Genomic DNA, 11,887 nt, shown 5'->3' on the forward strand with positions numbered 1-11,887 from the left:
GTAAGCGCCGCCGACGAATGCTGGTCGTGCCCGTCGCTTCGATGGCCTGTTCGATCCAGTTATGTGGCAGATGCTCGCAGAGCCGACTCAGGTCGGCAGGTGCTGCATCCAGAAGAAAGGTCAGGTGGTCGTTCAGCATCGCTGACCAAGTTAACAGCTTGCCGCTCTGTTTACAACTCCAACCCTAAAAACAAAAATGCCGTTCAGTTGCTTAACTGAACGGCATTACGCCATGTGGCGGGCTTTTCATTGGTGCGGAGAAACCGCGGAAATCAGCGGAGCTGATTCACGAGCAACCCCATGATCTGGCGAGCCGGCGACGATGTGTCGATCGCACCCGAATCGTCAACGACCGCCACGCGTGTCTGGTCGGCCGTGAGCGCCTTCACGTTGACACGGTACTGCTTCGCCTGCTTTTCCTTCTTGCCGTGGAACAGCTGGCTCCAGAAGCCCTGTTCGGCCGAAGTCAGATCCTTCGGATCGACATAACGCACGAAATACAGGCCCTTCGTGCGATCGCGATCGTCGACCGTGAAGTTCGCACGATCGAGCGCGAGACCGACGTGCAACCACGACCGGTCGTACGGCTCGCCAAGCGTGACCTCCGACGGCACGGCCGCGTCGGCCGTATCGTTGCCTTGCGCCGACGTGCGGGAGACGTTTTGCGCGGCAATCGCGGCAGCCGCCTTCGACGACGCGTCGGTGTCCGCCTTCTTGTCCTTCGGGATCGTGTTGTCCTTGATGTTCGCGATCGGCGGCTCGCCGTTCTTCGCGCGTTGCTCGTTCTGGGCGAGCACGGCCATCAACCGCTTCAGGTATTCGGTCTCGAGCGCCGGATCGTTCGGCTTCGGTTCCCACTTGCTCGAATCGTTGTTCGCGCCCGTGATCGCCTCACGCATCCCCTTCTGGCTGATGAACACGTAGGTGCCGCCATTCGGCGCCGAATCGAGACGCGTACGGTACTTGTTGCGCTCGGCCGTCACGTACGAGTTGCCCATCGCCTTCGAGATCACGCTGCGGATCAGGCCGTCGTTGATCTGCGGATGGGTTTCGTTCCAGTCGGTTTCCATCACGCCCTTGTCGCGCTGGTCGACGACGAGCAGGAAACCCTGCTCCTGCCAGAAGCGGCGAACCTGCGTCCAGACGTCGGCCGGCTGCTTGCCGTCGATCACGAGCCAGCTCTCGGTGCCGTCGCGCTGGATATGCATACCGGCCACGGCCGGAGCAACGGTGTCCAGCGCAGGTGCCGCCTGCTGGACCTGCTGAAGCGCGGACAGGGAAGTCGCGCCGCCCTGGGGCGGCAGCGAACGCTGATCGGCCGTCTCGTCGAGCATGTTGGGCGGCACTGCGAGCGACGCTTCCTTCGATTTCGAATCGCTCTTGTAGTCCACTTTCGTGGGCGACGACGTACCGCAACCGGCGACGAGCGCGCCGGTGGCGAGCACTGCAGCGAACCGCATGGTAAGACGAAGATCAGTCATGTTCGGGGAATCCTCTTCCGCTAAATCACGGCGCTTTCCGTGGATCAACCTTGCATTTTACCGGGGCCGCGCCGCGATGTGCAAAAAAGCGACCGGCAAGAAAAAACCCGCGTCAGCCCAAGCTGACGCGGGTTCTTGTCTGGTCGGGGCGAGAGGATTTGAACCTCCGACCACCTGCACCCCATGCACTTTTTTGTCGCTTCCGCCGAGTTCCCCCGGCATCCGACAAATCAACGTATCCATTTGATTTCAATGACACTTTCAGGAGATCTTGACCTAGCAATTCCGTTACAATACGCCCCAAGCTTCCGGATTTGTGGGGGCAAATGTGGGGGCAATTTTTCCCGGAGGTTGCAATGAGCACACTCAACACAAGGGAATTGCAAGGGCTAATTCCGGCTGACAATGGCCGTCGTCTATCCGATGGACACGGTGTCTTTGGCGTGGTCCGTGCCGGGGTGAAGGGCATATCGGTTCAATTTTCATTGCGCTATCGAGCAGGAGGCGGGGTCCGTGAGATCCGTCTCGGTACGTTTCCGAAGGCGAGCCTGCGCCAGATCAGAGATGCCCGCGACCGTGCGCGTGCACGCATCAGTTCCGGGGAAGATCCGCTGGAACAAAGACGCATCGAAAGGCTGAAGAAGCTCGTCGACACGAGTGCAGAAGTCCGCGCCCTCGAGGAAAAGCTTGCGCGCAAGACGTTCAAACAGCGATTCAACGAGTGGGCCGACTCCGCCCTGCAGAAGCGGGCAGACAACGGACATGAAGTCCGTCGAGCATTCCGAAAGGATGTCCTTCCAGTGATCGGTGACATCGCGATTGAAGATGTCCGCCGCTCTGACATCATGTCCGCACTGGACGCGATTATCGCGCGAGGCGCGAACCGGCTCGCCAACCGGACGCTCACTGATCTCAAACAATTCATCAAATGGTGCCTGGCGCGGGAATACGTTTCCGCCAACCCTCTGATGATGGTCTCAAAAAAGGATGTCGGCGGGACAGACACCGAACGAGAACGAACCCTTTCCGATCATGAGATCGGCGCCTTTCCGAATGCCCTGGAGTCCGCCAACTTGCCGGAGATGACAAAGCACGCATTGATGCTGATCTTGGCAACCAACGCACGCGTGGGCGAGGTCATTAAGGCACGCAAGCGCGACATCAATCTTGAACTTCGAACGTGGCGCGTCCCGGTTGAGAACGCGAAGAACGGGGATGCACACGTTATATTTCTATCTGACTATGCCACAACGCACATGAGCGCACTGCTTCAGCTGTCCAACAGTAAGGAATGGCTGCTACCCGCCCGCCGACACAAGGACAAACCGGAAACGCACATTGACCTCAAAAGTATCACCAAGCAGGTTGCCGACCGTCAGTTAGTCTTTTACGAGCGTGGCGCACATACGAACCGAACTGCGAAAACGAACACCCTCGTTCTCGGCGACGAAAAATGGACTCCGCACGACTTGCGCCGAACAGCCGCCACCTTGATGCAGTCGACGGGAGTATTGCCCACCGTGATCGACAAGTGTATGAACCACCGCGAGCAGAACCGCATGAAACGAATCTATCAGCGGTATCCATATACGGTCGAGAAGCGCGACGCATGGCACCTGCTAGGGGCACGCCTGGAACAACTGACGAGCCGGGATCAATCAGCCAAACGAACTGACGATGATGGGGCAACGGAAACGAGCGAACACACCATGCAGGTGTATTAGCCGGGACTCGATCTGACAGGTAGTCGGACTGCGTCCCTACATCCCACTTGAGTTCAAGAGATAAATTTAAGAACTCCAGGATATTTCTAAAAACCTCACTCCACCAAATCAGCTGACAGGCGATATTGCCATACATTTCCACGGACCAAGAGAGCAGATGAAGCACATAACAGAAATAATCCACTTAAAAACAAAGTCGCGGCGATTCCAGCTTGTTCACCAGACAATCGCCCAGCAAACACATTGAAGTCCGAGGACATAAGATCCCCTCCCACACCCTTTAGCACCGAAGATAGTGCAGGAGCGGCCACGTAAGAAAACGGCAGCACTATAAAAACAAGCGTCCGCTTCAATGAAAAAATCCGCCCCTGCATTTTGATCGGAAGACTTTTCTGCCAAACCAATTGGTTCGCGGAATTAATTGACGAAACACTGAAGAAAAAAATGAACCCAAACCCCGCAAACCAATAAATATTCCCAACAAGCGGCGCCATCATTATTGAGAGCGAGGCGATCACCGAGAGCCAGAATATCAATTTAATTTGACCATCTAGTTTTCCCATAAGAATCGACACCATTCCACCGAAGAGCATGCCACTCAGCGCAATCGACATTGCGACTCCGAGTTCGCGACTATTCGCAAAACTCAAGATAAACGGAGTCGCAAGAACCGTTGCAACCCCGATCACAGCATTGATTCCAGCATTGAATGCAAGCAAAGATGCCGTCATAGCATCCCTCTTTATAACATCCCACGCTAAGGATAAACTCAAAAAAAAACTTTCTCGCGTCGCCCCATAAGAGCCGCTAACCATAGGGCCAATCATCAACGACGCCCCGATGGCAATCACATAAGTAGCTATGTCGCCAACGATGACCCCTTCAGCGCCCACAGCGGCAAACAATGCGCCGCCAAGAGCCGGCGCAGCAATTTGACTTACCGCCTCCGACATTTGCATCATACCGACCGCATGGCGCCGTTTATCTGAGGGAACTGTCTCACTGACAAACGCTTGGTAAGCAGGCCACCGTAGCGCCCCAGCGCATGCCTGAAGAAAAACGGATACATAAACCGCTATAATCGTGAGGTATCCAACATACACAAGCATAGCCAATATCATTGCCACAGCCATTCCGCAGATATCTGCCGCGAGCAGAATAACTCGTCGATTATATCTATCGGCCACAACCCCAGAGAATGGCGACAGAGCAACAATCGGAAGTAGCGCGAGAAGCATCCCCCCCGACAGCGAGGCGATGGATCCCGATGTTTTATAAACCCATATATTTAGGCCAAATGCTGTAACAGTCGAACCGAGCCCCGAAAACAGTTGACCGACCCAGACAACGAAAAATCTACCCACCGGACCACTCCATTATGGCATGACTAATTTCCAGAAAATACATCGGCCGCTCGCAACTCAAAAATCAGAAATTATCCCCTGCACTACGACTCAGCATCGAATCTGCGCCAGCCCTGTCATTCCTGGAATGCCAACGAACAATTAAAGTCGAAATCAGAATCACAAAGGACCCAAAACTGAATATCAGCATATTCACCGGGACATCTAACCAAACACCCGCCGAATAGAGGGCAAGCAGCGTCAAAATGGATATATTTTCATTGAAATTTTGAACCGCAATTGAGTGCCCAGCGGAAAGCAAGACATGGCCGCGATGCTGCAAGAGAGCATTCATGGGAACGAGAAAAAAACCGGAAAGGACTCCAATAATAAACATGAACACATAGGAAACCATAAACAACAATTCAACACGCCCATATCCAAAAAAGGATACATCCAATTCCGGGATAAAGCGTCGATTCACAAAAGCCAACGCAGAAATACACACCCCAATTATCGCACCGATTGGCAAAGCACTCATCGCCCTCCGCAGAGGAACAAGCCACGCGGCCAGACCTGCACCAATAGTCACCCCCATCGCAACAACAACCACAAAGATCGTACTTCCAGCCAAAGTCACATCGAGGGAATGTTCAGCCCATTTGAGCACGATAAATTGGAGGCAAGCCCCAACTCCCCAAAAGAGAGTCGTCATCGCCAATGAAATTTGAGCCAAACGATCTTTCCAAAGCACCAAAAAACAATCTGAAAACTCACGCACCAAAGCGATAGGACTATGTAGCTGGCGGGAATATTCTGCACCGGTACTTTTGATTCCAAGATTAAATACCGCAGCAACAACATAGATGGCACCCAACACTAATAGTGCGGCTCCCCACGGATCCATGTTTTCCAGCATCGGAAGATGCGCCAATTTATAAATATGCCCACTTCCAACCAATATTCCACCCAACCCTGTGCCGAGAATAATAGAAAGAACAGTGGACCCCTCCAACCACCCGTTGGCTGCGACTAGACGCTCAGGCGGCAGCAGCTCCGTTACGATTCCATATTTGGCTGGAGAATAGGCTGCAGCCCCCAATCCAGCGATACCGTAGGCAATCAACGGATGCACCCCGAAGAACATCAAGGAGCAACCAGATATTTTTATCGCATTCGAGATAAACATTACTCGCCCTTTCGGCATTGAATCAGCGAAGGCCCCCACAAAAGCCGCGAGCAAAACATATGGCAAAACAAACAAGAGCTTTAAGAGCGGCGTGAACCAGAGCGGCGATTGAAGAGAATCTAAGGCAGAAATCGCGACCAGCAGTAACGCCGAATCCGCAAGTGATGAGAAAAATTGAGCGGCAATTACGATATAGAAATTACTCTTCATTCACCGGACCTATTGAATCTTGACGGAAGCATCGCACTATCGACGAAGCTTGATGAAATGGATGCAATGAATCTCGAATCCGCTCGAATATCTTCCATTTTTTTGTTCGGACACCGTTTATTTGATGTATCGACACGCCAATCACGTCGCGTTTGATGCGGCAGCATGTGTTCGCGAAAATTAAACGGACAAAAATAATGATATGGTTGCCGCGCAACTTCGTATTTCTTATAGTTGAGATCGGGCGCAATCGGCGATGTAAACGTGGAAGCTGCTTGATGCCCTGTTTGCAGATTAAAGACTCGGCAAGCCAGTCGCCCTAGTTCAAATCTCGAAATCTGCGGTACTCTTGCCCCAAGAATTTCACTTAGCAGTATCGAACTGCTTTGCAAACCACTCGAGCTATCTCGGCCACCTTTCACTACCACGCCTTTCTTGATCAGACCTCGGTCTTTGAGGTAGTCGGAGCATATCGTGGTGCCGAACTTGCCCGTCGCGCGGGGGCGCGGCCAATAAGCGATGCTGGATCGCAAGTACCAGGGTAATGGGAGAGACTGCTCGATTGGACTCAGTAGTGTGACCACTAGCGTGAAGCATCTTAGTACTATGTCAGTGTGGCGACTGACTCCCACACGACTTCCTCTAACGCCGCCAACAACACTCAATTGAGCCGCTTTGTAAGGAGCAAGTCCGGCGCGCGTGAGTTGTAATCGGCGACGGCTAGGCCGAAAACGATGCTTATTCAGCACTCGCCTTGGACAGTCATGAGCTCGCACAAGGCGTCCCATAGTTACATCGCGTGCCGAATCCATGACGCTTCGACTTAGAAGCATCTCGGGACAGCAACGAACATCGAAGGCAAATATCTCGACAAGGCGGGGCTCTAGAAAATTACGCTGACCCACATAAAGTAGGCGAGTGTGATTTTTGTGCAACGGAAACAGGTTCCGCAACCCGGTAAATCTACCAGTCGCTCGACGAAGATCGACGCTAAGGAGGAAGCCACCCTGCCCGCTCACGATCAATTCGTCAACACCACACGATTTGTGACTCATAGGAGACAGACCTTCAAACTAAGAGACGAAGAAACCTTAACCTGACCGGACGACGAAGGTTTGATGCTTGCGTTGACGTCGCCAAGGTATGAGATCCGTGTTCTGAGTCGAATCCACGCGTTAGTTGGGAAGAGGTAGACAGCAACATTCGGCGAATGTCACGACTGCAGCGATGTTCCCGCCGTGGGTGTTTGATCGCAGTCGTCAGCGGGATGCAGTGTCACCTATCGGGCTCATGAGGTTGATGCCATCGATGACGCCGAATGTCGCGAAAATGCGGATCTCGCCTTGGCACACCAAGTTCGTCCCATGCCCTCCCTGCGATCAATTGTCTATGCCTAGTTCACTCGCCTCCCCAGAGAGCCGGCAGACTCCGCAGACCTGGTTGACAGTCATAGGCAATCGCATCCGAAATCCTCATGATCAATTGTTCATTCGATTGCAAATGACCAGCAAGGCTGGTCAATCACATGTCCCAGTCAAACCTGATGCGGCTGGAGCGGTGGACAAGCTCCGACATCCACCCACTACGTCGCTTTCCACCACGCCCCTCAAGTCGATGAATCTGGCTAGATTGAGGAGTGGCGATTGTTGATTCTCGCATGACTTGTATGAAGATTTGTGAAAAATTGGAGCAACCCCACGTATCTGAGGGCACAAGGACTTGAGCTTCCCTCGGTTTTTCGCCTTCCGACGGTCCCGAGTTATGCGACCACATCCTTGGTCTGCTTTGATCCAATCCCGAAGGAACCGCTCCGGGGAAACAAAGCCGAGCGACGAATGACGACGGCTGCCATCAAGCTGCTCTGGCTGGCGCTGCGCAACGTACTGGCCAAGACCGTGCGGTCCGCGTTCGACTGGAAATCAGCAATGAACCAGTTTGCTATCCTGTTCGGCGAGCGATTTATGCAGGCGCGTGGATAACGTGCTGTTCAACCGCCTCGCCCACAAAAATGCGGACAGGTTCAGGCACGCCTTTATCCGCGTCGAACCAACCCTGCCTAGCTTCCAGCTCCATCGTTGTTGCACATTTGTGAACCGCACCGGGAATCGTGGAGGCTGGTTGGTTTAAGTTAATGCGGACACGTCAGCGGCATTTCTGAGTTGCCTGTAGTAGTTTGCCTCAGCCTCAGCGGGCGGGATATAGCCGAGCGGTTCCATCAGCCGATGATGGTTGTACCAGGCCACCCATTCCAGCGTTGCCAGTTCGACGGATTCCCTCGTTTTCCAAGGGGCGCGCCGATAAATCAGTTCCGTCTTGTACAGGCCGTTGATCGTCTCGGCCAGCGCATTGTCGTAGCTGTCGCCTCGGCTGCCGACCGACGGCTCGATGCCGGCCTCAGCCAGCCGTTCGCTGTAGCGGATGCTGACGTATTGAGACCCTCTGTCGGAATGATGAATCAAAGTCCCGTCCTCACCCGGTTGGCGGGCGTACAGCGCTTGTTCAAGTGCATCCAGAACGAAGTCCGTGGTCATCGACGAGCTGACGCGCCAGCCAACAATACGGCGGGCGAACACGTCGATCACGAATGCCACGTACAGCCAGCCTTGCCATGTCGAGACATACGTAAAATCCGACACCCAGAGCTGATTCGGTCGGTCAGCCTTGAACTGCCGGTTGACTCGGTCCAGCGGGCGCGGCGCGCTCACCTCGGCAATCGTCGTGCGAACACGCTTACCGCGAACTGCGCCACGCAAGCCCTGCAGCTTCATCAACCGTCCGACCGTGCAGCATGCCACCGCAATGCCTTCCCGGTTCATCTGCTTCCAGACCTTCGGCACGCCGTAGACCTGCATGTTGGCCTGCCAGACACGCTTGATCTCCGGTTGCAAAAGCTCATCGCGTTTCGCGCGGGCGCAGCGTTTCGACGGATCGTGAAGTTGTGCTGCATGGCGTCGGTAGCCCGACGGGGCAATCCGCAAGACCTTGCAGATCGGCTCGACCCCGAAGGTGTCGCGATGCTGATCAATGAAGGCCTTCAGGACTTGAAACGGCGGTCGAGCTCCGCCTGGGCGAAAAACGCGCTCGCCAGTTTGAGAATCTCATTGGTCCGGCGCAGTTCCTTGACCTCGCGCTCCAAGGCTTTGATACGTTCACGCTCGGCCGTACTCACGCCATCGCGCTCTCCACGGTCGACCTCGTCGCGCTTAACCCAATCCAACAGCGTCTGCGCCGTGCAGCCGATCATCGGCGCAATCGATTCGACGGCCGCCCACATCGACGGGTGCTCGCTACGCTGCTCGCGTACCAGGCGCACTGCGCGCTCTCGGACTTCTGGGGAAAACTTGCTTGGCTTCTTGTTCATGGCTCCATTCTCTCAAGAGTTGGAGCCTCCACAAAACTCGGGGCGATTCATTGTGACATCGACAACCGCGGTGAACACTGCGCAAAAATTCAAGCAACCCACTCAGCTTCGAGTCCATCACCGAGCTCACGAAAGACAATCGCGTAATCCGAGCCTCCACAAAGCACGCCAATTCCCCTCCTGGAATCTCGGGCATTAGCGTCGCATCGACATCGCGAGCATCTATCCAATCGCCCAATCAAGAAACTATTCGACCGAATATTTCAGTTTCAGAAAACAATCCAGCCAATCTGAAATTTCATCTTTCGTGGCGAACACTCCGGCGCAATATAGCCGCGGGCCTTACCACTCAACGGCGCGCACGCCTGACCAATCCCACTCGATTGAGATTTAAGCGACGCATGACCACCTGACAATTTTGCCAGGGTATTTCGACTTAACCAACGGCGAATGCGAGTTATGTATGCATGGTTCACTTAATTCTCTTGACGGAATCTGTCTGACGATTTATATCTATAGCCCGCAAATGTGTGCTTATCGTCCAGCAATTTCAAGTTGAACAAAGTGTATGTAACGATCTCGACATCTTTATATGCTTCGGCTACGCACCAGGGCTCTCTATCCCTCTGTAAGAGATAGCTCGGTGTGCGCATCCCGTTGATTTCCTTCGAAATGAGATATAGGGGCTGCCATCACGCCTGATTCACCAAGTTAAAAGCGAATCGCTTTTCCATCTGCGCTCGATATTTCCCGGCAACCTCTTAACGTGGCAGCCAGGGGAAACTCATTCGCGAAAATTTATTTCATAACTTATATTCGCTTCAAACTGAGCGATGGCTTATTACTGCCCGAAATAATTTTCGAAACGATTGATTTTCCTTACATCGCGCATGATCCAAGCGACTTCGACCCGCCGTTTTTCAGGGGCAAACCGAGATGAATTTGAATGGCGCGTTGTCGCGACTTCGTGTGTGCGACCGCGCAAGATAGGAGAGCAACGTGAACAACTGTCAAGAATTCGTGCAAGTAGTCCGCAATTTCGATGGAATCGGGAGCTTTTCACTCAGTTCGGCTCAGGAATCCATTTATACAGATCAAGCAATTCACCCCGAAAGCACCGCATATAATCTCGGCGGGATTGTGGAAATCCCGAGAAAGATAGATATCGAGACGCTCAAGGCATCGATCCAATATTCCGCAAGAAAATTCGACACCCTCAGACTTACCATCTCCGAATCAGATGATGGCATTTCGCAACGCATCGCAAATTCGATCAATCTCGCAATACCGACAACCACCATCCTCGACAATCGTCTGGAGCGTGACGCCGCTCGGTCTCTGGCGTTAGAGTTTGTTGAGAAACCGATGAACCTCACTGGCGAGTCCAGCCTGTGGGGCGTTCACATTGTGCAGGTAGGGGAGTCAGAAACCTGGCTAGTCTATCGTTTTCACCACATAATTGCAGATGGTTTTTCAGTTGCATTAATCATACGAGATATTTGCAAGACCTACGACACTCTCGCTTCTGGCTTAAACCCCAATGTCTTATCCGACTTCACCTTCGCCTCGATTCCGGATCGTGAAGAACAATATCTCCGTTCTGCTCGCTTCAGCAGCGATCAACTATTTTGGAATCGAAAATTTGATCTTTCAAACCTGGCAAATCTCAAGGAACGAGATTATCGTCCGCGTCACGAAAAAAGCAAAAATATCTCGATCGGCATCCCGAGGTCTGAATATAGCCTGACCGAGGAAGTTCTTGCTCGCAGCCAAATTTCGATGGCGAATTTTTTTATCGCTTGTCTCGCAACAGTTTGCAGCAAGGTTAGGCAATCAGACGCGGTCTCCATCGGCATCTCAAGCCACAATCGAACCACCACAATTGAGAAAGCGCAAGGCGTCGGGATGATTTCCACGGTGTTACCGATTTTGGTGGAAACCGGCGACGAGCTTGCTATTGAGCAGATGTGCAAAGACGTGTCTGCTCAACTTAGGAGTGCATATCGTCACCGGCACTTCCAGTTTGCTCGAGTAGATTCAACTAGACGCCGTGGGCCCAGTCGAACGGGTACTTTGTACGACGTGCTTTTTTCGCACGAAAAATTCCATGACAGCGATGATGTGCATATTGACGGCAGACGCGTAAAGGTTCGCAAGTTTGAGAGCGGCTACGAGCGAACCGCGCTTGCAGTGTATGTCCGGGACTATCACTTCGATGAAGACATCCCCGTAACAGTTCATTTTCGGCGAGGTCAGACTTACCAAATCGAGGCTGAGCGTTTTGTGATCTATTTGCGAGAGATATTCGCCTTGATTGCAAAGCGGGGAGCCCTTCCTAGTCACCAAGTTCCGCTTATCGGCAAGTCCGAGCGAGACCAGCTACTCGGGGAATTCAACGACACTGCTTGCAGCTTCGAGGGGCAGCATCTCACCCTGCACGAGCTCGTCGAACAGCACGCCCGCCAGACACCCTCGGCCACCGCACTCGTCTACGGTGACCAACACCTCAGCTACGCCGAGCTCAATGCCCGCGCCAACCAGCTCGCCCACTACCTGCGCGAGCACGGTGTCGGCCCCGA

Annotated in this window: 7 protein-coding genes, 1 pseudogene and 1 other annotated feature; of the genes and pseudogenes, 3 read left to right on the top strand and 5 right to left on the bottom strand. The window is 53.4% G+C overall.

What is annotated here, in order from left to right; translation table 11 throughout:
* The coding region (locus tag VK92_RS42170) for a transposase domain-containing protein (RefSeq protein WP_197092561.1) at positions 1 to 139 on the bottom strand (139 nt) is incomplete at its 3' end.
* Between the two features lie 133 nt (positions 140 to 272).
* A complete protein-coding gene (bamC, locus tag VK92_RS33045) occupies positions 273 to 1,481 on the bottom strand; it encodes an outer membrane protein assembly factor BamC (RefSeq protein WP_021162411.1) in 1,209 nt (402 codons plus the stop codon).
* Between the two features lie 356 nt (positions 1,482 to 1,837).
* Between bamC and VK92_RS33050 the strand changes: the two genes are divergently transcribed.
* The gene (locus VK92_RS33050; RefSeq protein WP_165589153.1) at positions 1,838 to 3,205 is read left to right on the top strand and encodes a tyrosine-type recombinase/integrase; all 1,368 of its coding nucleotides are present in this window, start codon (positions 1,838 to 1,840) and stop codon (positions 3,203 to 3,205) included.
* A gap of 95 nt (positions 3,206 to 3,300) precedes the next feature.
* Here the strand turns inward: VK92_RS33050 and VK92_RS33055 are convergent, their stop codons facing one another.
* Both VK92_RS33055 and lplT read right to left on the bottom strand, forming a co-directional pair.
* Complete coding sequence (locus tag VK92_RS33055; protein ID WP_082160943.1) at positions 3,301 to 4,569, bottom strand: MFS transporter; 1,269 nt, start codon at positions 4,567 to 4,569, stop codon at positions 3,301 to 3,303.
* Positions 4,570 to 4,633: 64 nt separating this feature from the next.
* The gene (gene lplT, locus VK92_RS41025) at positions 4,634 to 5,947 is read right to left on the bottom strand and encodes a lysophospholipid transporter LplT (protein ID WP_082160942.1); all 1,314 of its coding nucleotides are present in this window, start codon (positions 5,945 to 5,947) and stop codon (positions 4,634 to 4,636) included.
* A 1,844-nt stretch (positions 5,948 to 7,791) separates the two neighbouring features.
* Between lplT and VK92_RS42175 the strand changes: the two are divergent.
* Positions 7,792 to 7,926 (top strand): annotated as a pseudogene (locus VK92_RS42175) (IS256 family transposase); the annotation flags it as partial.
* A gap of 144 nt (positions 7,927 to 8,070) precedes the next feature.
* Here the strand turns inward: VK92_RS42175 and VK92_RS33065 are convergent.
* Positions 8,071 to 9,308 (bottom strand): IS3 family transposase gene (locus VK92_RS33065; RefSeq protein WP_122982972.1). Its coding sequence is split into 2 segments (ribosomal slippage): positions 8,071 to 9,017 and positions 9,017 to 9,308, totalling 1,239 coding nucleotides; the frame shifts between segments, so codons are not numbered across the junction.
* Positions 8,911 to 9,027, bottom strand: a sequence feature (AL1L pseudoknot). It overlaps the preceding gene by 117 nt.
* Before the next feature lie 999 nt (positions 9,309 to 10,307).
* Between VK92_RS33065 and VK92_RS42180 the strand changes: the two genes are divergently transcribed.
* Positions 10,308 to 11,887: condensation domain-containing protein (locus VK92_RS42180; RefSeq protein WP_156190774.1), on the top strand; the 1,580-nt coding region annotated here is incomplete at its 3' end.

Source organism: Burkholderia sp. LK4 (assembly GCF_001043615.1).
Lineage (GTDB): Bacteria > Pseudomonadota > Gammaproteobacteria > Burkholderiales > Burkholderiaceae > Burkholderia > Burkholderia cepacia.